The following is a 21,715-nucleotide window of genomic DNA, read 5'->3' on the forward strand; positions in this document are numbered from 1 at the left end:
GGACAGCACGTGGACGACCACTCAAGACCCCCACCCCCCGGCCGATATGCTGGACATGACCCAGGACCTGCTCAACCGCATCGACCAGCGCACCCGCCTGGCCGGCCACAACCGCCTCGCCCTGCTGCTGTTCCGCCTGGGCGGGCGTCAGCTTTTTGGCGTCAACGTCTTCAAGGTGCAGGAAGTCCTGCGCCGGCCGGACCTGTTCCAGCTGCCCGGCCTGCCGCCTGAATTCGTCGGCGTGGCGGACGTCCGTGGGCGCTCCGTACCCGTGCTCGACCTGGGCCTGAGCATCCGCCACCCCGAGCGCGACCCCAGCCCGGAGAACGCGCCCAACTACCTGGTCGTCACCGAGTTCAACCGCTCCATCCAAGGCTTCCTGGTCAGCGGCGTGGAGCGCATCGTCAACATCGCCGTGGAAGACATCCATCCGCCGCCGGAACTGGGCGCGGAGAACAGCTTCCTGACCGCGGTAACGCGTTTCCAGGGCGAATTGATCCAGGTGATCGACGTGGAAAGCGTGCTGGCCGACATCTGCCAGTCGCGCATGGACGCCACGCTCGCGCCCGAAATGGCGCTGTCCCCGGATGCCCCGCCGATGCAGGTACTGGTGGTCGACGACTCCCGCGTCGCGCGCTCGCAGATCCGCAGCGTGCTGGAACAGTTGGGCGTCACCGCCACCCTGCTCTCCGACGGCCGCCAGGCCTTGGACCACCTCTTGCAGGTGCACGCCGCCGGCGAGAACCCGGCCGAGCGGTATGCGATGGTCATCTCCGACATCGAGATGCCGGCCATGGACGGCTACACCCTGACGACGGAAATCCGGCGCCACGCGGGCCTGTCCGGCCTGTACGTGCTGCTGCACACCTCGCTGTCGGGCGTGTTCAACAACGCCATGGTCGAACGCGTGGGCGCCAACGCCTTCGTGGCGAAGTACAGCCCGCATGAGCTGGCCGAGCACGTGCTGTTCCGGCTCAATCAGGTCGCCGCCGCGCAAATGGCGGCGGCATAGTCTTATCGCGATGCGATAAGACCCCCAGGATCCGCTACGCGAATCCCGGGCCCCGCCGCACGCTGCCGATCCCCCATTCGCGCCGCTGGCGCGAATCGCCCCCTTACCAAGGGGGCCATCAAGACGCCAGTTGAGGCGTCGACCGTGTTCTGGCACACGCCTTGCAGCACCCCCGGCAACGGTCTGCCGGAGCGGTGCCATGTCCAATCCCATCTCCAATTATCTGGGCGTCCATGCCGCGGCGCTGCCGCTGCGTGAGCAGCGCATGCAGCTGATCGCCAGCAACCTGTCGAACGCGGACACGCCCAACTTCAAGGCCAAGGACCTCAACTTCCAGGCCGCCCTGGAGCAGGCCGCCGCCAAGGCCTCGCCCCTGCAGACCACGCACGAGCAGCACCTCACCCTGCTCGATGCCAGCCCGCGCGTGTTCGAACGCGCCGGCGTGCAGCCCAGCCTGGACGGCAACACCGTCGATGCCGACACCGAGCGCGCCGCCTACGGCCGGGCCGCATTGGAGTACCGCGCCTCGCTGAGCTTCATCGAATCCAAGGTGCGCACGATGCTCACCGCCATCACTGGCCAGTAAGGGGACGCGCCATGAGCAACCTGCCCATCTTCGACGTCGCCGGCTCCGCGCTGCAGGCGCAGTCGGTGCGTTTGAACACGATCGCCAGCAACCTCTCCAACGCCGATTCCATCGCGTCCTCGCCTGAAGCGGTCTACAAACCGCTCGAGCCGATCTTCCAGGCCCGTCCGCTCAACGCCGACGGCTCGCTGACCTCGGTGCAGGTGAAGGAAATCACCCAGAGCGAAGCGCCGCCGATCAAACGCTACGAGCCCGGCCATCCGATGGCCGATGGCGATGGCTATGTGTATGCGCCAGACGTGGATCCGGTGGCGCAGATGGTCAACCTGATCTCCGCCTCGCGTGGCTACCAGGCCGGCGTGGAAGTACTGAACACCGCCAAGGAACTCGCCCTGGCCACCCTGACCATGGGCCGCTGACGCCCCGCCGACTGAGCGAACACGCACATGACCACCGTCAACGGCGATCCCTTCGCCGCGATCAACACCAGCACCACTGGCGCAGCGACCACGGCCAAGAAGGCCGATACCTTGGGCCAGGCCGACTTCATGCGCCTGATGACGCAGCAGCTGGCCAACCAGGACCCGCTGAAGCCGCTGTCCAACAGCGAATTCGTCGCCCAGCTGGCGCAGTTCTCCACCGTGCAGGGCATCAGCGACCTCAACGGCACCGTCACCGGCTTCACCGCCGCACTGACCGGCGACCAGGTGCTCAAGGGCGCCTCGCTGGTCGGCCATTCCGTGGTGGTACCGTCCGATGCGGTGGCCCTGCCGGCCAACGGCAACGCCACCGGCCTGGTGATGTCACCGAGTGCGGGTACGGTGAAGTTCGAGATCACCGACGCCAGCGGCGTCGTGGTCGACACCATCGAAGTCGATGCCACCGCCAAGGGCGAGACCACGTTCGCGTGGGATGGCCTGAAGGCCAACGGCGAACGCGCGCCGGAAGGCACGTACTCGATCAAGGCCACCCACACGGCCGCCGACGGCACCGCCACCGCCCTGAACACCTACGTCGACGCCACCGTCGACAGCGTGACCATCGGTTCCGATGGGCTGTACCTCAACCTGCCCGGCCTGGGCACCGCCCCGCTCGACTACGTGCTGCGCATCGGCAAGTCGGCGACCTGACCCTCACGCTCCCACCGTACCCGCAAGGAGTCTTCCATGGCATTCAACAGCTCGCTGTCCGGCATGAGGGCGGCCAATGCCGACCTCAACGTGACCTCGCACAACATCGCCAACGTCAACACGACCGGCTTCAAGGAGTCGCGCGCGGAGTTCGCCGAGGTGTTCTCCACCACCGGTTACGGCCTGACGCGCAACAGCATCGGCGCCGGCGTGCGCCTGACCAACGTCGCTCAGCAGTTCTCGCAGGGCGACATCAACCAGACCGGCCGCTACCTCGACATGGCGATCGACCGCGAAGGCTTCTTCACCGTCAGCAACAACGGCACCAACGTCTACACACGCGCGGGCAACTTCCAGCGCGATGCCAACGGCTACGTCACCACGCCGGAAGGCTACCGCCTGCAGGTGTTCCCGCCGCGCGCCGACGGCACCGGCTTCGACACCGGCAGCATGACCGACCTGCGCCTGCTGACCACCGACAGCCCGCCCTCGCCGACCACCAATGTCGAGCTCGGCGTCACCCTGCCGGGCAACGCAGCGCAGCCGACGATCACGCCGTTCTCGCCGACCGACAGCGCCAGCTACAACGAGACCACCTCGGTCACCGTGTACGACTCGCTGGGCGTGGCCCACCAGCAGACCGTCTACTACGTGAAGACGCCCAACCCGAACGAGTGGAACATGCACGTCTACGTCGACGGCACCTCGATGGGCGCGGCGACCACGGTGCAGTTCGACAACAACGGCGCGCTGACCGCGCCGGCCAACGGCCAGGTCGCCCTGGCGCCGTTCACGCCGAGCACCGGCGCCGGCGTGCTGAACATGACCCTGGACATCAGCGGCACCACCCAGTACGGCGAGCAGTTCTCCAAGCGCATCCAGAACCAGGACGGCTACGCCACCGGCAAGCTCAACGAGTTCAGCGTGTCCGAGACCGGCGTCGTCTACGCCCGCTATTCGAACGGCGAAGACCGTGCGCTGGGCCAGGTCGCGCTGGCCAACTTCTCCAACCCGCAGGGCCTGGTGTCGCAGGGCAACAACACCTGGACGCACAGCTACGCGTCGGGTGAGCCGCGCATCGGCGCACCGGGCACCTCGGACTTCGGCCAGGTGGCCTCCGGCGCGCTCGAGTCCTCGACCGTCGACCTGACCGAGCAGTTGGTCAACATGATCGTGGCGCAGCGCAATTTCCAGGCGAATTCGCAGGCGTTGTCCACGCAGGACCAGATCACCCAGGCGGTGATCAACATCAGGTGAGGCGAGGCGTGAGCGGAGAGAAGTGAGGCGTGAGTGGAGTCAACCGCACTCGCTGAACCCACACCTCCGCCCTTCCTCACTCCTCACTCCTCCCCACTCACTGCTGGCCTTTCCCCATGGATAAAGCGCTTTATGTCGCGATGACCGGTGCACGCGCCTCGCTGCAGGCGCAGGGCACCGTGTCGCACAACCTGGCCAACGTGGACACCAAGGGCTTCAAGGCCGCGTTGGCCGGCACCGAGGCGTTCAAGATCCAGGGCCCGGGATTCCCGTCGCGGGTGGACGCGGTGTTGATCGATCCGGGCTTCGACGGCCGCACCGGTTCGCAGATGGTCACCGGGCGTTCGCTCGATGCCTCGCTGCAGCCGAACCGTTGGATGGCCGTGCAGGCCGCCGACGGCGGCACGGCGTACACGCGCAACGGCGAGTTGAACGTCACTCCGAACGGCCAGCTGGTCACCGCCGGCGGCCGCGCGGTGCTGGACGAGAACGGCAATCCGATCGCGATACCGCCGGCGCAGTCCATCGACATCGGCGCCGACGGCACGGTCTCGATCGTGCCGCAGGGCGAAGGCCCGCAGACGATGGCGGTCGTGGGCCGCATGCGCATCGTGGAAGCGGCGCAGTCTCAGCTGGCCCGCGGCGGCGACGGTCTGATGCGCCCGTCCGATCCGCAAGCCCCCGCACTTCCCACGGCCACCGGCAACAGCCTGACGATGGGGGTGCTGGAAGGCAGCAACGTAGACGCGGCCGGGGCGCTGGTGCAGATGATCCAGTTGCAGCGGCAGTTCGAGATGCAGGTGAAGGTGATCCGCACGGGCGACGAGATGGCGCAGTCGTCGAACCAGCTGCTGCGGTTGGGCGGCTAGTAACTTCTAAGCCCCTCTCCCATCGGGAGAGGGGTTGGGGTGAGGGGCAACGAAGTCGGTATTCGCCACGCGCTCTGTCTGGTACCACGCCCGCGATGGATGGGTTTCATGGCCTGTCGGGACGGGCCTTCTTCTGTTGGTGCATGGTGCCGCTCGCCGCGGGGGCCCTACTTTTCTTTGCTTGTGCAAAGAAAAGTAGGCAAAAGAAACACCCCCCGGCGGTCCGCCCGCCGCTGCGCGACGGGTGCGCAGTCCCGGCGGGAATTTTCGGACGGGGCCTCCTGCCCCGGCCGAAAACGGCGCACATCCATGTGCGCCGTCCTGCGGGTTTTACCCGCCGGGACTGCCGAACCTAAAGGGGCCCCGAAAGCCAACACGGACAGATCCGGCGTGCACGCCTCTGACTTGGCTCTTCAGGGCCCCATGAGGCACGGCGAGTGGGCCGGGTAAAACCCGAAGGGCGCCGCCCTGGATGGGCGGCGTTTTCGTATGGCACATGGATGTGCCTTACGAAAATTCCCGGACCGCTCGCGAACCCGGAGCGCACAGCGCGGAGGGCGTGCCGCCTGGGGTGTGTTTCTTTGCTCCTTTCTTTGCACAAGCAAAGAAAGGAGGCCCCCGCGGCGAGCGGCACCATGCCCAAAAACGCTAGAACGCCTGCCGGCCCGCCGCCCGCCAGCTTTCCGCCGCGCACCCGCGCCGGACTTACGACACCCGTTTCGGCACAGGACTTGCCTGAGAGAGGGCGAGGAACCGCAGCACGCGGTTTCACCCCTTCACCCGCGAGGAACCCCGCCATGAATCAGGCCCTTTGGGTCGCCAAGACCGGACTGGACGCGCAACAGACGCGCATGTCCGTGGTCTCCAACAACCTGGCGAACACCAACACCACCGGCTTCAAGCGCGACCGCGCCAGCTTCGAAGACCTGCTGTACCAGCAGGTGCGCCAGCCGGGCGGCTCCACCTCCTCGCAGACCCAACTGCCGTCCGGCCTGCAGCTCGGCACCGGCGTGCGTGTCGTGTCGACCTCCAAGGATTTCCAGCAGGGCAACCCGCAGCAGACCGGTCGCTCGCTCGACGTGATGGTCAACGGCCGCGGCTTCTTCGAAGTACTGCTGCCTGACGGCTCGCCGGCTTATACCCGCGACGGCTCGTTCCAGATCAATGCGCAGGGCGAACTGGTCACCAACAGCGGTTATCCCGTGCAACCCGGCATCCAGGTGCCCGAGGGCGCGCAGTCGATGACGATCGGCAACGACGGCACCGTCAGCGTGACCATGGCCGGCCAAGCCCAGGCATTGGAGATCGGTTCGCTGACGCTGACCGATTTCGTCAATCCGTCGGGCCTGCAGGCCAAGGGCGAAAACCTCTATGTCGAAACCACCGCCTCCGGTCCCGCGCAGAACGGCACACCCGGCTTGAACGGCCTGGGCAGCGTCGTGCAGGGCTCGCTGGAAGGCTCCAACGTCAATGTCGTGGAAGAGCTGGTGAGCATGATCGAAACCCAGCGCGCCTACGAAATGAACGCCAAGGCCATCTCCACCACCGACTCCATGCTCGGTTACCTCAACAACAACGTCTGATCCGCCTGACGCCCCCACGAGACACCACGAGGCTCGCCATGAAGCGCTCCACGTCCGCCACTACCCTCGCCTGCGCCCTGGTCCTGTTGCCGGGTTGCGCGCGCTATTACGGCGACGTGCGTCCCTACGCACCGATGCAGCCCATCCAGCCGATCGTCGCCGCGCAGGCGCCGGCCACCGCGGGTTCGATCTACCGCGCCGGCCCCGGGTTGAATTTGTACGCCGACCGCCGCGCGCGCGACGTGGGCGACCTGCTGACGATCAACCTGGTGGAGAACACCACCGCGCAAACCTCGGCTACCACCTCGGTGGACAAGCAGAGCGAAGTCAGCCTGGCCGCGCCCAACATCGCCGGCGCGCCGGTCACCTGGAACGGGCGCGACATCCTCAGCGCTTCGATCAACGGCGACCGCGGCTTCAGCGGCGCCGGCAACAGCGCGCAGAGCAACAAGTTGCAGGGCAGCGTGACGGTCACCGTGATCCAGCGCCTGCCCAACGGCAACCTGGTCGTGCAGGGCCAGAAGAACATGCGCCTGAATCAGGGCGACGAGTTGGTGCAGATCCAGGGCATCGTCCGCCCCGCCGACATCAACCCGGACAACACGATCTCCTCCGGCAAGGTCGCCGACGCGCGCATCGCCTACGGCGGCCGCGGCGCGATCGCGCAGTCCAATTCGATGGGCTGGCTGGGCCGTTTCTTCAACTCCCCGATCTTCCCGAACTGAGCCGCGCGCCATGGATACGCCGAACCCCGAACGTTCCAACGCCGCGCCGACCAAGAAACCGCGCCGTATCGACCCCTACACGCTGCTGGGCCTGCTGGCCTGGATCGGGCTGGTGCTGATCTGCCTGGCGCCGGCCGCGCGCGCCGAGCGCATCAAGGACCTGGCGCAGGTCGGCGGTGTGCGCAGCAACCCGCTGGTCGGCTACGGCCTGGTCGTGGGCCTGGATGGCACGGGCGACCGCACCAGCCAGGCGCCTTTCACCGTGCAGAGCCTGAAGAACATGCTGGGCGAGCTGGGCGTCAACGTCCCGGCCAACGTCAATCCGCAGCTGAAGAACGTCGCCGCCGTGGCCATCCACGCCGACCTGCCCGCCTTCGCCAAGCCCGGCCAGCCGATCGACATCACCGTGTCCTCGATCGGCAACGCCACCTCGCTGCGTGGCGGCAGCCTGCTGATGGCCCCGCTGCGCGGGGCCGACGGCGAGGTCTACGCGATCGCCCAGGGCAATCTGGTGGTCGGCGGCTTCGGCGCGCAAGGCAAGGACGGTTCGCGCGTTTCGGTCAACGTGCCCAGCGTGGGCCGCATCCCGAACGGCGCCACCGTCGAACGCGCGATCCCCAATGCACTCGACAGCGGCGAAGGCACCGTCACCCTCAACCTGCACCGCGCCGACTTCACTACCGTGTCGCGCATGGTCGCGGCGCTGGACCAGAGCTTCGGCAGCGGCAGCGCCTACGCCATCGATGCGGTGACGGTCGCCGTGCGTGCACCGGCCGACGTCTCGCGCCGGGTGAACTTCCTCGCACAAGTCGAAAACCTGGAACTCACGCCCGGCAGCGCGCCAGCGAAAGTCATCGTCAACGCCCGTACCGGCACCGTCGTGATCGGCGCGCAGGTACAGGTGATGCCGGCGGCGGTGACGCACGGCTCGCTGACGGTGACGATCACCGAGTCGGCGAACGTCAGCCAGCCGAACGAATTCTCCCGCGGCGGCACCACCGTGGTGACCCCGCAGTCCAGCGTCTCGGTCAGCCAGGAAGGCAACCGCATGTTCAAGTTCGAGGGTGGCACGTCGCTGGACGAGATCGTCCGCGCGGTGAACGAAGTCGGTGCCGCGCCCGGCGACCTGATCGCGATCCTGGAAGCCCTGAAGCAGGCCGGCGCCTTGCGCGCGGAGCTCGAGGTGATCTGACATGGCCAGTGCCCCGCTCAGCGCCCTCACTCCCTCGTTGCCGCTGGCCGACGCCGGCGCGAAGGCCGACAACGCCCGCATCCACGAGGTCGCGCGCAAACTCGAGGGCCAGTTCGCGCAGATGATGATCAAGTGCATGCGCGAAGCGGGTTTCGGCGATTCGCTGTTCCCGGGCGAGAACCAGGTCTTCCGCGACATGTACGACCAGCAGATCGCCACCGCGATGTCGCAGGGTCGCGGCCTGGGCCTGGCCCCGATGATCGCGCGCCAGCTGGGCGCCACCGACGCGGCCACGCCCGCGGTGCCGGCGACCACGGCGCTGTCGGCGTACAAGCGCCTGCTGCCGGGCACCGATGCCGATTCCATGCTCGACGCGATCGCCGGCCGCGGCATCGGCAGCCGCGACACGCACGGCGGCACGGCGATGCCGGACACGATCACCCTGGACACCATCACCGTGCGCCCGGATGCGGCGTGCGATGAGGTCGAACAGGTCGCCTCGGCCGATCCGTCGAAGTACGCGCGCAATACGCCGGAGCGTTTCGTCGCCGAGATCTGGGGCCATGCGCAGAAGGCCGCCAAGGAACTGGGCGTGGACCCGCGCGCACTGGTCGCACAGGCGGCGCTGGAAACCGGCTGGGGCAAGCGCCAGATCAAGACCGGCGACGGCGACAGCGCGCACAACCTGTTCGGCATCAAGGCCACCGGCTGGAAGGGCGAACGCGCGCGCAGCGCCACCCACGAGTACACCAATGGCGTGAAGCATTCCGAGACCGCGGACTTCCGCGCGTATTCGTCGCCGGCCGAAAGCTTCGCCGACTACGTGCGCATGCTGAAGAACAACCCGCGTTACCAGCAGGCGCTGTCGGCCGGCAAGGACATCGTCGGCTTCGCCCGCGGCCTGCAGCGCGCCGGGTACGCCACCGACCCGACCTACGCCAACAAGATCGCCTCCATCGCCAACGGCCCCACCCTGGGCAAGGTGCTGTCGGCGATCGGCACCACGGTCGGCGGCCCGGTCGGCAACGTCGTGGGCAACGCCATCGGCAACGCGCTGCGGCGCTGACCAGGGGATAACGCATGTCGAACCTTCTCGCCACCGGCAGCAGCGCCCTGATCGCGTTCCAGCGGGCGCTGTCCACCGTCGGCCACAACGTTGCGAACATCAACACGCCGGGCTATTCGCGCCAGCGCACCGAGTTCGAAGCGCGCGACGGTACGTTCTTCGGCTACGGGTACCAGGGCAACGGCGTGCAGATCGTCGACGTGCGCCGGATGGCCGATTCGCTGGCCACCTCGCGCCTGCTCGACAGCGGCGGCGAACTCTCGCGCCTGCAGCAGCTGTCGGTGATGTCCACGCGCCTGGACCAGCTGTTCTCGGAGAAAGCCACCGGCATCAGCGCGCCGTGGTCCAGCTTCTTCGATTCGGTCAATGCGCTGTCGTCCAATGCCGCCGGCTCCGCCGACCGTGAAAGCGTGTTGGCGCAGGCCAACGCGCTGGTCACCCGCTTCCGCCAGATCGACCAGCACCTCGACGGGCTGGACACCGAGGTCAACGCCGGTCTCACCGCGGCAACCGGCGAAGTGAATCGGCTGGCGAAGGAAATCGCCCAGCTCAACGGCCAGATCGGCGGCAGCAGCAGCCCGTCCGGCGACCTGCTGGACCGGCGCGACCAGCTGATCAGTGAACTGGTCGCCTTCACCGGCGGCAACGCGGTCACGCAGGACGGCGGGCTGGTGAACGTGTTCAGCGCCGGTGGACAACCGCTGGTGGTCGGCGCTACTGCCAGCACGCTGGTCACCGTCGCCGATCCGTATCGGCCGGAGCGCTTGCAGGTCGCGCTGGAAACGAACGGCCAGCGCGTCACGCTCGACAAGCGCGCGCTCGGCGGTCAGATCGGCGGCCTGGTCGAGTTCCGCACCACCGTGCTGGACCCGGCGATGGCCGAGCTCGGCCGCATCGCGACCTCGCTGGCGCAGACCTTCAACGAAGGCCACCGCGCGGGCATGGACCAGTACGGGCAGATGGGTGCGGATTTCTTCAGCCTGGCGGCGCCGCGCATCTCTTCCAACGCCAACAACACCGGCAACGCCAACCTGACCACCTCGGTCGGCAGCGTCGCTGGACTGAACGCGCAGAACGTGCTGCTGCGCTTCGATGGGACCGGCTGGGTGGCCACGCATCCGGATACCGGCGCCAGCATCCCGATGACGGGCACCGGCACGGCCGCGGATCCGCTAGTGGTCAACGGCATTGAAGTCGTGCTCGCCTCCGGCACGCCGGCGGCGAACGACCGCTTCCTGCTGCAGCCCACCGCCGGCGCGGCCGGTAATCTGAGCGTGGCGATCACCGACCCCAGTCGCATCGCCGCCGCCACGCCGGTGAAGGCGACCACCGACCTGGCCAACACCGGCAGCGGCAAGCTCAGCGGCCTGAAGGTCACCGACGCCGCCAACGCCGGCTTGCTGGCGCCGGTCGACATCGAGTTCCTCGACGCCACGCAGTACACGATCAACGGCACCGGCCCGTTCGCCTACACGCCCGGCCAGACCATCGCCTACAACGGCTGGAGCGTGGTGCTGGATGGTGCGCCTGCCGCTGGCGACACCTTCAGCGTGGGGCCCACCGGCGCCAATTCCAGCGACAACGGCAACGCCAAGCTGCTGTCCAACCTCGACGACGCACGCGTGCTCAACGGCGGCACGCTGACGCTCAACGGCGCGATCGGCGGGCTGACCACGCAGGTCGGTTCGGCGGCGCGCCAGGCGGATTATTCCGCGCAGGCCCAGCAGGTCATCCACGACCAGGCGCAGGCCGCGCGCGATGCGATTTCCGGCGTCAACCTCGACGAAGAAGCCGCCGATCTGATGCGCCTGCAGCAGGCGTACCAGGCGGCGTCGCAGATCATCGCCACCGCCGACACGCTCTTCCAATCCCTCCTGGCCGCGACCCGCCGATGAACTACCGCATCTCCACCGGCATGATGTACCAGCAGTCGATCACGACGATGCTGGCCAAGCAGGCGAAGCTGGCGCACACCCAGCAACAGTTGGCCAGCGGCCAGCGCCTGGTCACGGCGAAGGACGATCCCGTGGCCGCCGGCACCGCGGTCGGGCTGGATCGCGCCGTGGCCGAACTCGAACGCTTCGGCATGAACGCCAATGCGGTGCAGAACCGCCTCGGCCTGCAGGAGAACGCACTGACCCAGGTCGGCGATGCGATGGCGCGCGTCAACGAACTCGTCATCCAGGCCAACAACGCGGCCATGGGCGAAGACAGCCGCAAGGCGATCAGCACGGAACTGAAGGCGATCTACGCCGGCCTGCTGGACCTGGCCAACAGCACCGACGGCGCCGGGCGCTACCTGTTCGGCGGCACCAGCGACGGCAGCGCGCCGTTCGCGATTTCCGGCGGCGGCGTGATCTACAGCGGCGACCAGACCCAGCGGCAGGTGGAAGTGGCGCCGGACATGTTCGTCGCCGACACCCTGCCGGGCAGCGAGGTGTTCCTGCGCTTGCGCACGGGCGATGGCCGCATCGACGGCCAGGCCGCGCCGGGCAATACCGGCACCGGCCTGCTGATGGGGTTCAGCGTCACCGATTCCGCGGCCTGGGACGGCGGCACGTATACGCTCAGCTTCGGCGCCGGCGACACCTACCAGGTGGTCGATGGCGGCGGTACCGTCGTCACCACCGGCACGTATGCGAAGGGCGAGAGCATCGCCTTCGCTGGCGTGCAAATGAGGATCGACGGCCAACCGGCCAACGGCGACAGCTTCACGCTGGGCCCAGCGGGCTCGCGCGACATCTTCGCCACCGTGCAGGGCCTGATCACCACGCTGGAGACCAACCCCACCAGCGACGCGCAGCGCGCCGCCATGCAGAACAACCTGCAGGCCGCGATGCGCGACATCGCCACGGCGCAAAGCAAGATGATCGACGCCCGCGCCAGTGGCGGCGCGCAGCTGTCGGCCATCGACGATGCGGCGGCGCTGCGCGAAGCCAACAACGTCACCCTGCAGGGCACGCTGTCCACCCTGCGCGACCTGGACTGGGCCGAGGCCATCGGTCGCTACCAGATGGAAAACACCGCCCTGCAGGCCGCACAGACGGTCTTCATGCAGATGCAGTCGTTGTCGCTGTTCAAGCTGATGGGCTGACGGCGGCGCGTCCTTCCCTCTTTCAAGCAGTCCTTGCCCTCACGCCGCGAACCCTCGCGGCGTTTTTTTGGGGAATCGGGAAACTATTGTGGGAGCGACGTAAGTCGCGATGGGCCACCGGTAACGCCTCATCGCGACTTACGTCGCCCCACACCTGCCAAGCCACCTGTTCCCACAGGGGACGGAAGCCTCACCCGGAACACCACACTGATTCGCGGCCCCTGCGAACGCCGGGTCTTTGGAATCCCGTGCTCGTGCGTGCGCTGCGACGCATGGCTCATCGACAACACGCTGCCCGGGGCTAGGTCCACTGCCAGCGTCTCGCGTTTTCCTTCACGCGCGCGAATCAGCATGCGCCGCGGTGCGCCCAGCGAGACCAGGGTGATCGGATGGCCGGCCGCCACCGTATGCAGCTTGTCGCCGTGCATGGCCACGCTGTCGTCGCCGTCGCGATAGAGGTTCATGCCGATGCGCGTATACGGCGCAGGCGCCTTGGCTTGCACGCAGGCCAGCAGCGCGGCCAGCGGCAGGTCGGCCGGCAGTGCGTCCACGGCATAGTTCGCCAGCAGCCGCGGCACGTCGACGATGCGGTCGTACATCGGCCGCTGCAGATGCGTCCAGGCCGCGCCCGCGTGCAGCAGATCGAACCAGCGCTGGGCCGTCGCAGGATCGATGACATCCGGCCAGTAGCGGATGCCGCCCTGCGCATCATCCACCAGGTGGTGCATCGTGGGGGCGAACAGATCTTCGGTGTGGGCGGTCAGCGCACGCATGGGAGGTCAGTGGAAATCGCGGGAGCCGGGCTGGATCTCGCCCAGCAGATGGGTGAAATCCTCCAGCCGGCGTGCGATCAGGTGGGAGACGCCGTCCACCTGTTCCCAACGGCCGCGGACCGCCATCAGGCGCGCGCCAAGCAGGGCCTTGCGGTCGCGCAGCGCCACGTGCGACCACACGACCACGTTGACCATGCCGTGCTCGTCCTCCAGGGTGACGAAGATGGTGCCTTTCGCCGTCGCCGGCCGTTGCCGCTGGGTGACGATGCCGGCCGCGAATGCGCCCCGCCCGTGCGGCAAACCGCGCAGTTGTTGCGAATCGACCACGCGCTGCCGCCGCAGGCGCTCGCGCAGCAACGACAGCGGATGCGCGCCCAGCGTCAGGCCCGTCATTCGGTAATCCGAGGTCACGTCTTCGCCCACCGTCGGCGCAGGCAGGACGATCGCGTCCTCGTCCGGGCTGCCGGGCAGCAGCGGACGCTGCCGCTCGATGCCGGCGACGGCCCAGCGCGCGGCATGACGATGCCCGGCGAGCGACTGCAACGCGCCCGCTTCGGCCAGCGCAGTGCGCGCCTTCTCATCGAGCCTGGCCCGCAGGCAGAGGTCGCGCACGTCGTTGAACGCACGTTCCGCCCGCGCGGCCATGATCGCCTTGCCGGTGGCCTCCGACAGCCCGCCCACCTGCCGGAAGCCGAGCCGCAGCGACGGTTGTCCGCCATCGTCGACACCCTGGCGCACATGGCCGCCTTCCAGCGTGTTGTCCCAGTCGCTGACGGCGACGTCGACGGGCAGCACGTCGATGGACACGCGCCCGCCCTGCCCCCGGCGCGCGTCCTGCACGATCTGGCTGGGCGAATAGAAGCCCATCGGCTGCGCATTGAGCAGCGCGCAGGCGAAGGCGGCCGGCTCATGCCGTTTCAGCCAGCAGCTGATGTAGACCAGCTTGGCGAACGAGGCGGCGTGGCTCTGCGGGAAGCCGTAGGAACCGAAGCCCTTGATCTGCTCGAAGATCTGGTCGATGAACTCCTGCGAATAATGCTTCTTCGTCATGCGCTCACGGACGCGGATCCGGTGCGGCTCCATGTCACCGCCACGTCCCCAGGCCGCCATCGACCGACGCAGGCTGTCCGCCTCGCTGTCCGTGTAGTCGGCCGCCTTCATCAGCAGTTCCATCACCTGCTCCTGGAACAACGGCACACCCAGCGTAGGCTCCAGCACCGAGCGGATTTCTTCTGACGGATAGGTCACCGGCTCCTTGCCCTGCCGTCTGCGCAGATAGGGATGCACCATGCCCCCCTGGATCGGTCCGGGCCGCACGATCGCGACTTCCACCACCAGGTCGTAATACTTGTTCGGCTTCAACCGCGGCAGCATGCTCATCTGCGCGCGGGATTCGATCTGGAACACGCCCACGGTGTCGGCAGCCTGGATCATCTCGAAAGTCGCTTCGTCATTGTTCGGCAGGCGCGCGAGATCCAGACGGAATCCGCGGTGCTTCTCTACCAGGTCCACCGCTTTGCGGATGCAGGTCAGCATGCCCAGCGCCAGGCAGTCGACCTTGAGCAGGCCCATGGTCTCCAGGTCGTCCTTGTCCCACTGGATGATGGTGCGGTCGTCCATCGAGGCGTTCTCTACCGGTACCACCGTGGACAGCGGCGCATCGCCGATCACGAAGCCGCCCACGTGCTGCGACAGGTGACGCGGGTGGTCGCGCAGCTGGTCGGTCACCGCCAGCACGCGCCGGATCAGCGGATTCTCCGGGTCGAAGCCCGCCTCGCGCAGGCGCTGTTCCATGGGCGCCTCGCCGTTGCCCCAGCCGTAGCAGTCGGCCAGCAGCGCGATCTGGTCCGGAGGCAGGCCGAACGCCTTGGCCACGTCGCGTACCGCGCTCTTGCCGCGGTAGCGGATCACCGTGGCGGCCAGCGCGGCACGGCGGCGGCCGTACTTCGCGTAGACATACTGCAGCACTTCCTCGCGGCGTTCGTGCTCGAAGTCGACGTCGATATCCGGCGGTTCGTCGCGCTCTTCGGACAGGAAACGCGCCATCAGCAGGCGGCTCTCGGCCGGATTCACCACGGTGATGCCGAGCGCAAAGCAGACGGCCGAATTCGCCGACGAGCCGCGCCCCTGGCAGAGGATGTTGCGCGCCTTGGCGAACCGGACGATGTCTTCCACGGTCAGGAAGAAGGCCTCGTATTCCAGCTTCTCGATCAGCGCCAGCTCACCGTCGATCTGCGCGACGACGGAAGGCGGCGCGCCGTCAGGCCAGCGTTCGTGCATGCCGCGCTCGGTCAGTTCGCGCAGCCACGTGGTGGGCGTGTGGCCCGCCGGGACGAGCTCGGCCGGATAGCGGTAGTGGATGTCGCGCTTGAGGTCGAACCTGCAGCGACGCGCCAGCGCCACCGCAGCGTCGATCAGGGTGCGCGGATAGATGTTGCCCAGCGCCCGTCGCGTCCGCAGGTGGCGTTCGCCGTTGCGGAACAGGTGCTCGCCGCAGTCGGCCAACGGTGCGACGTGGCGGATCGCCGTCATCGTGTCCTGCAGCGCGCGGCGGCGGCGTACGTCCATATGCACGTCGCCGGCGGCCACGGCCGGCATCGCCAACCTCGTCGACACGTCGAGCAGCTGCCGCAGGCGTGCGACATCGTCCTGCTCACGGTGCAGTTCGACCGCCACGTGCGCACGATCGCCGAACACCGACTGCAGCCATTGCCCCTGCGCATCGTCGATATCCCGCGTGGGCAGCCACAGAGCGAACAGGCCGCAGATGGCGGCATCGACATCGCCCAGGACGCGTTCCACGTCCTGGCGCGTGAGCCGGTAGCCCTTCTTGTCGACGGCGCGCCGGGCGGTGGTGATCAGTTCGCATAGCCGCGTGTAGCCGGCCGTGGTTTCCACCAGCAGCACGCACTTCAGCCCGCACGCCAGGGTGAACTCGCTGCCGACGATGAGCGACACCTCCGTCGCGCGCGATGCCTCCCAACCGCGCACGATGCCGGCCAGCGAGCATTCGTCGGTGATCGCGAGCGCTTCGTAACCGAGATCGCGCGCGCGCTCGAACAGCTCTTCCGCGCTGGCCGCACCGCGCAGGAACGAGAAGTCCGACAGGCAATGCAGTTCCGCATAGGCCGGCCAGGCATCCTCCTGCGGGCCGTCGTCGTTAGCGGCGGCATGCCGGCGCAACCGCTGCGCCACTTCCCACGCGCGGGGCGGGCGACCGCCGGGCGTGTCGCGGTCGACGCCGTCCACTGCATCGTCCCAGCTCATGCGAACCACCCGTGCAGCATCCAGCCGCCCTGCTCGCCCGGCGGCGCGAACGCCCAGGCCCGCTGGCCCTGCGAGGTTTCCAGCACGTAGTAGTCGCGGCGCGCGTCCTCGCCGTCCCACCAGCCGCTTTCCAGCCGCTCCGGCCCGGACACGATGCGCGGATGCGGATCGCGCAGCGGCACCGGCTGCGGCAGCAGCCAGGTCGGGCGTGGCGGACGTACCGGTGCGGATTCGATGCGGCTACCGTCGCCCTGCACGCGTCGCCACGCGCGTTCCGGGCGCGGATCACCGGCAGGCGCTACGCGATGCACCGCTTCGTCGCCCAGCCGCGCGCGCAGGCGTTCGCGCAGTTGCGGCCACGGCAGCTGCTGCTGCGGTCGCGTATCGAACAGGTCGCGCGCGGCCGGCACGAACGGTGGCAACTCGCGGGCGAGCAGGCGCACGCCCACTACCGGTTGCGCGATCTGCACGCGCTCCAGGCGGTTGCGGGTCAGCTCGAACAGCATCGCGGGTTCGCGTTCGGCGGCCAGCAGGCCCACCTCGACATCGGTGTGGCCTTGCTCGTGTTCCAGCCGCAGGACGAAACGCTGCACGCCGCCGTCGCGGATGGACAGGTAGGTGGACAGGTCGCCGATCAGCCGGCGCAGCGGGAACAGTAGTGCCATGTGGCTCTCGACTTCGTAGCCGAGTTCAATGCGCGCGTCGAAGTGGTCCGGCGGCGCGTAGTACGCCAGCGGATCGTCGGCCTGGCCGTACAGCCGGTCCAGGTGCTCCAGCACCGGCAGGCCGAAACGGCGGCGCAGGCTGTCGCGCGGCAGCCCGCGCAGCGTGCGCAGGTCGCGGATGCCCATGCGGTGCAGGCGCTCGCCGGCGTCGTCCGGCAGGCGTGCGCGCCGCACCGGCACGCGGTCCAGCATGTCGGCCATCGCCGCCGGCTGCATTACCGCCAGACCGTCGCGCAGGCCGGCGAACACGTGCGCCGCGCGCGGCGTGGGTGCCAGGGCGAGGCGATGCTGGAAACCCAGCGCGCCGAGTTCTTCGCGCAAGCGCGCCTCGATGCGCGGCCACGGCCCCAGCAGGCGGAAACTGGCGCGTACCTCCAGCACCAGGCAACCCGGCCACTGCACGCTGACCAGCGAACTGTGCCGGTATGCCCACGCGGCGAGGAAACGCTGCCAGCGCGCTTCGGCCGTCGGGTCGTATTCGACCATCGCGAACTCCGGCAGCAGCGCATGCGCCGCCGTCAGCCGCATGCCGGTCCGCAGGCCCGCCTGCGCAGCAGCGGCATTCACCGCCTGCAGGGTGCGCAGTTGCACGGCGCCGCCGACCAGCGCCAGCGGCGCATCGGGATCAGGCAAACGCCGGAGGACGGCGTCCAGCGCCAGCTGCGGCAGCAATACACAGGCCCAGAGCATGCGCGCGCCTCAATGCGCGACCAGCGCGAACGATTGTGCGGGCGCCGGTCCGCCGCGGCATTTGCGCACCTGCCACTGCGTGCCGCCACGCGCATCGCGGGTAGCCTCCAGGCGCAAGGCGGCCGCCGACGGATTGGCCGCATGGCGACGGTCGCGCAGCGCGAAACCCAGGCATTCCCCGCTGTCGGCCGCCACCTGCAGGCGTCGCAGCGCAGGCCCATCGGCGTGCATCGGCCAACCGAGCACGGCCGCGCAGGCGCCGCTACGCAGGCATTGTTCGAACGCCCACAGCGCATCGCGCGGCGTGGCTTCCACGATTTCCAGCAAGGCCAGGTCCACGCCCGCGGCCTGCCAGGCGGGGGCATACGGAATGTACGGCGGCGCGATCACCGCCACCGTGCTGCCGGCCTGCGTCATCCGCGCCAACGTGGGCAGCAGCAGCGCCAGTTCGCCCACGCCGTCGGCGGGCAGCAGCAGTTCGGTCAACGCGCGACGCGGCCAGCCGCCCTGCGGCAGCAGCGCATCGAGCGCGGCATGGCCGGTGGATTCACCATCGGCGGCGATGGCCGCGCTGCGGCCCGCATGCCACAGCGTGCGCGCGGCCAGCAACGTATCGAGGGCGACGACCGCACCCATCTCAGCCGCGCCGCACCAGGCCGCAATAAACGCCTTCGATGGCGAACTCCTGCCCCGGCTGCACGTCGATGGGTGCGTGCGCGGGATTGCGCGGCAACAGGCGGATGCGCTTGCGTTCGCGCTGCAAGCGCTTGATGGTCAGTTCGCCGTCGATGCGGGCCACGACGGTCTGCCCGTCGCGCGCGTCGGGCGTGCGGTGCACGCCGACCAGGTCGCCGTCGACGATGCCATCGTCGATCATCGAATCACCCTGCACCTTCAGCAGGTAATCCGGCTGCGGCGAGAACAGCCGGCGGTCCAGCCACAGCTGCTCGTCCAGACCGATGTCCGCCCCGATCGGCTGGCCGGCGGCCACCCGGCCCAGCACCGGCAGCGGCAGCAGATCGGCCGTGCCGCCCGGCAGGCGCAGGCCGCGTTTCTGGCCGGGCGCCTGTTCCACCAGGCCATCGGCCACCAAGGCCTGCACATGCTTCTGCGCGGCATTGCGGGAGGCGAAGCCGAAGGCATCGGCGATGTCCGCCAGACTGGGCGCGCGGCCGGCTGCCAGCTCCCGGTGCAGGAAGGCCAGGACAGCGGCACGTTGGGGAGGCAGGTCGACGCGGTTCATAGGTGTACATTTGTACACCTTTAGATCTCACATGGCGAGAAAAGAGGTGCGGCTTGCCTTCACGCCTCCCGCGCCTCAATATAACCATGGTTATAACGCCAAGGAGGCAGTCATGAAACTCAAGATCACCACGGTCGGCAACTCTGCCGGCGTCATCCTGCCCAAGGAGCTCCTGGCGCGCCTTCGTTTGGAAAAAGGCGATGAACTCCACGCGCTCGAGACCCCCGACGGTATCCGCCTGACGGTCTACGACCCCACCCTGGCCGAGCAGATGGAGGTGGCCGAGCAAGTGATGCGCAGCCGCCGCACCCTGCTCCACAAGCTGGCCCAATGAGGCAGCGCGGATGATCGTCTGGATCAGCCGGGCGCTGGCCCTGGCCATCCATGACCGGCAATTGGCCGAACACGGTGGCGCCATGGGCATTCGCGACGAGGGCTTGCTGGAATCTGCGCTGGCGCGGCCCCGGCAGTTGCACGCCTACGGGCAACCTGCGCCGGACCTGGCCGATCTGGCGGCTGCCACGGCCTTCGGCCTGGCCCGCAACCATCCCTTCGTGGACGGCAACAAGCGCATCGCGGCCGTGGCCTGCGAAGTCTTCATCGTGCTCAATGGCGCCACGCTATCGGCGGAAGACCACGAGCTCTATCCGCAGTACCTGGGCCTGTCGGAAGGCAGTATCGGCGAAAGCGACTTCGCCGCGTGGCTACGCCCGCGGATCATCATCCCGTCTCCGGGCAAGGTGCAGGAGCCCTCTCCCGCCTACAGTCCCTGACAGCGACGCACCACCGCCGTCCCCGGAAAGCCGGGACCCACCTTGCCTTTGCTTCCCGTCGCACGAGGGATACGGATCACTGACGGACGATGGATTCCAGCTTGCGCTGGAATGACGGCAAGAGGTGACGGTAAGGATTCGGGCCCGTCGTCCCAGCGAAAGCTGGGACCCACCTTGCCGTTGACTTCCCTGACATCCGCGAGGAAGGACATCACTGAAAGGCCCCGCTTGTGCGGAAATGACGGCAAGGGGTGAGGCTCGTCGTTCCAGCGAAAGCTGGGACCCACTTTGCCGTTGCCTTCCCTGACATTCCTAAGAAAGGACATCGCTGACAGGCCATGGATTCCGGCTTGCGCCGGAATGACGGCCATGACTTCCCCTCGCGTGCCGCTCCATGAGACGGGCGTGAAGCATCGCAGACGCCGCGTCGCGCGCAGGCGCGTACGCGGAATCGGACGACGCGTCAGGCGGCCTGCTCTTCGGCGCGCTCGACCATGGTTTCGGCCATCTGCCGCCAGCTGGGCAGTTGGTCCAGCACGCCCAGCGACTTCAGGTAGCTCTCATCGACCGGTTCGTTGCTGGCCAGCGCGCCGGCCACATGCACGGCGCCGGGCACCCAGAAGCTGCGCAGGCTGGAACGCTGCGGCTGACGATGGAACGCGACAGCCTCGACGATCGGCATCGGCAGGCCCCACAGGCCCAGCAGGTAGGCGCCGGCCTCGGTATGGCCGGGGCGGTCGTCGTCATCGGCCACCGGCGTGTCGCGTTCATCGCGTACGCCCGGCAACAGCAGGCCGATATCGGCCAGCAGCGCCGCGGTGGCGCCGAGTTCGGAACTGGTGCGCGGCAGGATCTTGGCCGCCAGGCGCGAGGCCAACAGCGCACGATTCTGCAGCGCGGCACGGTCGACGCTGGAGGTGGTCTTCATCGAGAACACCTCGCTGGCCAGCACCAGGTCGCGCAGCGTACCCAGGCCCAGCCGCGTCACTGCGGCACGCAGGTCGGTGATCGAGCGGCCGTTGGAGAAGTACGCCGAATTGCACAGCTGCAACACCTTGGCCGCGATGGCCGGGTCGCCGGCCACGAGCTTGGCGATGTCGTTGGCGGTGCCTTCGTCTTCTTCCAGCGCACGGGTCAGCGCGAAATAGAGGTGCGGCGGCGACGGCAGGTGTTCGACCCGGCCGATCGCCCGGCGCAGGCGCGGGCTGTCCAGCAGGTCGCGCAGCTCTTCCAGGCTATGGATCGATTCCAGCACCGTTTCCGACGACAGCGGCAGCGGCAGGAACCGATGCGCCACGCCGATCAGCTTGATCGGCGCGGACAGGCTGTCGGCACTGCCTTCGAGCAGGGCGATGCGGATGGTTTCCGGACGCAACGTGCGGATCTGGCCGAGCAGCGTGGCCGGCGGCAGGTCGGGCAAGCCGGGGCCGACCATCACCACGTCCACCGGCCCGTTGGAGACCGTGAACATCGCCGATTTGCCGTCGGCGACCGTCTCCACGGTCCACGCGTCTCCCATGTCGCCGATGTAGTCGGCCAGATCGTCAGGCAGGCAGGCGGTATCGCCAACGTACAGAATGCGCAAGGCACGGCCCCTTTTTATTGCAGGTTCAATGCGTGCCCACGCGGTCGCGCGGCACGGACGGATGAAATCTAGCAAGGATGTCGGCCGCCCCCGCCGCTTCTTGAAGGGCGATGTGGCGGAGTGCGCACCGCTTCACACTCCGCTG

20 protein-coding genes are annotated in these 21,715 nt (G+C 68.2%); 14 read left to right on the forward strand and 6 right to left on the reverse strand.

Going from position 1 to position 21,715, the window contains the following annotated elements; translation table 11 throughout:
- Positions 1 to 55 precede the first annotated feature (55 nt).
- From AC23D6_RS11105 to flgL, 12 genes are all read left to right on the forward strand, one after another.
- Entirely contained in the window at positions 56 to 1,012 is a 957-nt protein-coding gene (locus AC23D6_RS11105) for a chemotaxis protein (protein ID WP_487749329.1), read from the forward strand.
- A 199-nt stretch (positions 1,013 to 1,211) separates the two neighbouring features.
- Positions 1,212 to 1,598 (forward strand): flagellar basal body rod protein FlgB, encoded by a 387-nt coding sequence (gene flgB, locus AC23D6_RS11110; RefSeq protein ID WP_487749330.1) that lies wholly within the window; start codon positions 1,212 to 1,214, stop codon positions 1,596 to 1,598.
- An 11-nt stretch (positions 1,599 to 1,609) separates the two neighbouring features.
- On the forward strand, positions 1,610 to 2,017 hold the full coding sequence (gene flgC, locus AC23D6_RS11115; RefSeq protein WP_093303034.1) for a flagellar basal body rod protein FlgC: 408 nt from the start codon (positions 1,610 to 1,612) through the stop codon (positions 2,015 to 2,017).
- A 27-nt stretch (positions 2,018 to 2,044) separates the two neighbouring features.
- The gene (locus AC23D6_RS11120) at positions 2,045 to 2,728 is read left to right on the forward strand and encodes a flagellar hook capping FlgD N-terminal domain-containing protein (protein WP_487749331.1); all 684 of its coding nucleotides are present in this window, start codon (positions 2,045 to 2,047) and stop codon (positions 2,726 to 2,728) included.
- A gap of 36 nt (positions 2,729 to 2,764) precedes the next feature.
- Positions 2,765 to 3,985 (forward strand): flagellar hook protein FlgE, encoded by a 1,221-nt coding sequence (flgE, locus tag AC23D6_RS11125; protein ID WP_487749332.1) that lies wholly within the window; start codon positions 2,765 to 2,767, stop codon positions 3,983 to 3,985.
- 116 nt (positions 3,986 to 4,101) lie between these two features.
- Positions 4,102 to 4,854 carry a flagellar basal body rod protein FlgF gene (locus AC23D6_RS11130; RefSeq protein ID WP_487749333.1) on the forward strand — a complete coding sequence of 251 codons (753 nt, stop codon included), beginning with the start codon at positions 4,102 to 4,104 and terminating at the stop codon, positions 4,852 to 4,854.
- 797 nt (positions 4,855 to 5,651) lie between these two features.
- Positions 5,652 to 6,437 carry a flagellar basal-body rod protein FlgG gene (flgG, locus tag AC23D6_RS11135; protein WP_142124956.1) on the forward strand — a complete coding sequence of 262 codons (786 nt, stop codon included), beginning with the start codon at positions 5,652 to 5,654 and terminating at the stop codon, positions 6,435 to 6,437.
- A 38-nt stretch (positions 6,438 to 6,475) separates the two neighbouring features.
- Positions 6,476 to 7,162, forward strand: coding sequence for a flagellar basal body L-ring protein FlgH (gene flgH / locus AC23D6_RS11140; protein WP_487749334.1), 687 nt, complete (start codon positions 6,476 to 6,478; stop codon positions 7,160 to 7,162).
- 10 nt (positions 7,163 to 7,172) lie between these two features.
- Positions 7,173 to 8,354 (forward strand): flagellar basal body P-ring protein FlgI, encoded by a 1,182-nt coding sequence (locus tag AC23D6_RS11145; protein ID WP_487749335.1) that lies wholly within the window; start codon positions 7,173 to 7,175, stop codon positions 8,352 to 8,354.
- A 1-nt stretch (position 8,355) separates the two neighbouring features.
- Entirely contained in the window at positions 8,356 to 9,420 is a 1,065-nt protein-coding gene (gene flgJ, locus AC23D6_RS11150) for a flagellar assembly peptidoglycan hydrolase FlgJ (protein ID WP_487749336.1), read from the forward strand.
- A 14-nt stretch (positions 9,421 to 9,434) separates the two neighbouring features.
- On the forward strand, positions 9,435 to 11,315 hold the full coding sequence (gene flgK, locus AC23D6_RS11155) for a flagellar hook-associated protein FlgK (RefSeq protein WP_487749337.1): 1,881 nt from the start codon (positions 9,435 to 9,437) through the stop codon (positions 11,313 to 11,315).
- Positions 11,312 to 12,514, forward strand: coding sequence for a flagellar hook-associated protein FlgL (gene flgL, locus AC23D6_RS11160; protein ID WP_487749338.1), 1,203 nt, complete (start codon positions 11,312 to 11,314; stop codon positions 12,512 to 12,514). The genes flgK and flgL overlap by 4 nt, the downstream gene beginning before the upstream one ends.
- A gap of 128 nt (positions 12,515 to 12,642) precedes the next feature.
- Here flgL and AC23D6_RS11165 read toward each other — a convergent pair whose 3' ends face one another.
- The 5 genes from AC23D6_RS11165 to lexA are packed head-to-tail and all read right to left on the reverse strand — an operon-like array spanning position 12,643 to position 19,212.
- Entirely contained in the window at positions 12,643 to 13,287 is a 645-nt protein-coding gene (locus AC23D6_RS11165) for an alpha-ketoglutarate-dependent dioxygenase AlkB (protein ID WP_487749339.1), read from the reverse strand.
- Positions 13,288 to 13,293: 6 nt separating this feature from the next.
- Complete coding sequence (locus AC23D6_RS11170; RefSeq protein WP_487749340.1) at positions 13,294 to 16,554, reverse strand: error-prone DNA polymerase; 3,261 nt, start codon at positions 16,552 to 16,554, stop codon at positions 13,294 to 13,296.
- Positions 16,551 to 17,969, reverse strand: coding sequence for a Y-family DNA polymerase (locus AC23D6_RS11175; protein WP_487749341.1), 1,419 nt, complete (start codon positions 17,967 to 17,969; stop codon positions 16,551 to 16,553). The genes AC23D6_RS11170 and AC23D6_RS11175 overlap by 4 nt, the downstream gene beginning before the upstream one ends.
- 9 nt (positions 17,970 to 17,978) lie before the next feature.
- Positions 17,979 to 18,605: a translesion DNA synthesis-associated protein ImuA gene (gene imuA, locus AC23D6_RS11180; RefSeq protein ID WP_487749342.1), complete on the reverse strand. Its 627-nt coding sequence runs from the start codon at positions 18,603 to 18,605 to the stop codon at positions 17,979 to 17,981.
- Between the two features lies 1 nt (position 18,606).
- Positions 18,607 to 19,212 (reverse strand): transcriptional repressor LexA, encoded by a 606-nt coding sequence (gene lexA, locus AC23D6_RS11185; RefSeq protein ID WP_487749343.1) that lies wholly within the window; start codon positions 19,210 to 19,212, stop codon positions 18,607 to 18,609.
- Positions 19,213 to 19,324: 112 nt separating this feature from the next.
- Between lexA and AC23D6_RS11190 the strand changes: the two genes are divergently transcribed.
- Positions 19,325 to 19,546, forward strand: a complete 222-nt coding sequence (locus AC23D6_RS11190) for an AbrB/MazE/SpoVT family DNA-binding domain-containing protein (protein ID WP_487749344.1) — start codon at positions 19,325 to 19,327, stop codon at positions 19,544 to 19,546.
- Positions 19,547 to 19,556: 10 nt separating this feature from the next.
- Positions 19,557 to 19,985: a type II toxin-antitoxin system death-on-curing family toxin gene (locus AC23D6_RS11195; protein WP_487749345.1), complete on the forward strand. Its 429-nt coding sequence runs from the start codon at positions 19,557 to 19,559 to the stop codon at positions 19,983 to 19,985.
- Between the two features lie 463 nt (positions 19,986 to 20,448).
- Here the strand turns inward: AC23D6_RS11195 and AC23D6_RS11200 are convergent, their stop codons facing one another.
- Positions 20,449 to 21,570: an HDOD domain-containing protein gene (locus AC23D6_RS11200; RefSeq protein WP_487749346.1), complete on the reverse strand. Its 1,122-nt coding sequence runs from the start codon at positions 21,568 to 21,570 to the stop codon at positions 20,449 to 20,451.
- Positions 21,571 to 21,715: the final 145 nt, after the last annotated feature.

This window comes from Pseudoxanthomonas sp. G3 (genome assembly GCF_057654715.1).

Bases quoted from the DNA above. Each gene is read 5' to 3' on its own strand.
- AC23D6_RS11105 (WP_487749329.1), top strand. From the start codon at position 56: ATGACCCAGGACCTGCTCAACCGCATCGACCAGCGCACCCGCCTGGCC.
- flgB (WP_487749330.1), top strand. From the start codon at position 1,212: ATGTCCAATCCCATCTCCAATTATCTGGGCGTCCATGCCGCGGCGCTG.
- flgC (WP_093303034.1), top strand. From the start codon at position 1,610: ATGAGCAACCTGCCCATCTTCGACGTCGCCGGCTCCGCGCTGCAGGCG.
- AC23D6_RS11120 (WP_487749331.1), top strand. From the start codon at position 2,045: ATGACCACCGTCAACGGCGATCCCTTCGCCGCGATCAACACCAGCACC.
- flgE (WP_487749332.1), top strand. From the start codon at position 2,765: ATGGCATTCAACAGCTCGCTGTCCGGCATGAGGGCGGCCAATGCCGAC.
- AC23D6_RS11130 (WP_487749333.1), top strand. From the start codon at position 4,102: ATGGATAAAGCGCTTTATGTCGCGATGACCGGTGCACGCGCCTCGCTG.
- flgG (WP_142124956.1), top strand. From the start codon at position 5,652: ATGAATCAGGCCCTTTGGGTCGCCAAGACCGGACTGGACGCGCAACAG.
- flgH (WP_487749334.1), top strand. From the start codon at position 6,476: ATGAAGCGCTCCACGTCCGCCACTACCCTCGCCTGCGCCCTGGTCCTG.
- AC23D6_RS11145 (WP_487749335.1), top strand. From the start codon at position 7,173: ATGGATACGCCGAACCCCGAACGTTCCAACGCCGCGCCGACCAAGAAA.
- flgJ (WP_487749336.1), top strand. From the start codon at position 8,356: ATGGCCAGTGCCCCGCTCAGCGCCCTCACTCCCTCGTTGCCGCTGGCC.
- flgK (WP_487749337.1), top strand. From the start codon at position 9,435: ATGTCGAACCTTCTCGCCACCGGCAGCAGCGCCCTGATCGCGTTCCAG.
- flgL (WP_487749338.1), top strand. From the start codon at position 11,312: ATGAACTACCGCATCTCCACCGGCATGATGTACCAGCAGTCGATCACG.
- AC23D6_RS11165 (WP_487749339.1), bottom strand. From the start codon at position 13,287: ATGCGTGCGCTGACCGCCCACACCGAAGATCTGTTCGCCCCCACGATG.
- AC23D6_RS11170 (WP_487749340.1), bottom strand. From the start codon at position 16,554: ATGAGCTGGGACGATGCAGTGGACGGCGTCGACCGCGACACGCCCGGC.
- AC23D6_RS11175 (WP_487749341.1), bottom strand. From the start codon at position 17,969: ATGCTCTGGGCCTGTGTATTGCTGCCGCAGCTGGCGCTGGACGCCGTC.
- imuA (WP_487749342.1), bottom strand. From the start codon at position 18,605: ATGGGTGCGGTCGTCGCCCTCGATACGTTGCTGGCCGCGCGCACGCTG.
- lexA (WP_487749343.1), bottom strand. From the start codon at position 19,212: ATGAACCGCGTCGACCTGCCTCCCCAACGTGCCGCTGTCCTGGCCTTC.
- AC23D6_RS11190 (WP_487749344.1), top strand. From the start codon at position 19,325: ATGAAACTCAAGATCACCACGGTCGGCAACTCTGCCGGCGTCATCCTG.
- AC23D6_RS11195 (WP_487749345.1), top strand. From the start codon at position 19,557: ATGATCGTCTGGATCAGCCGGGCGCTGGCCCTGGCCATCCATGACCGG.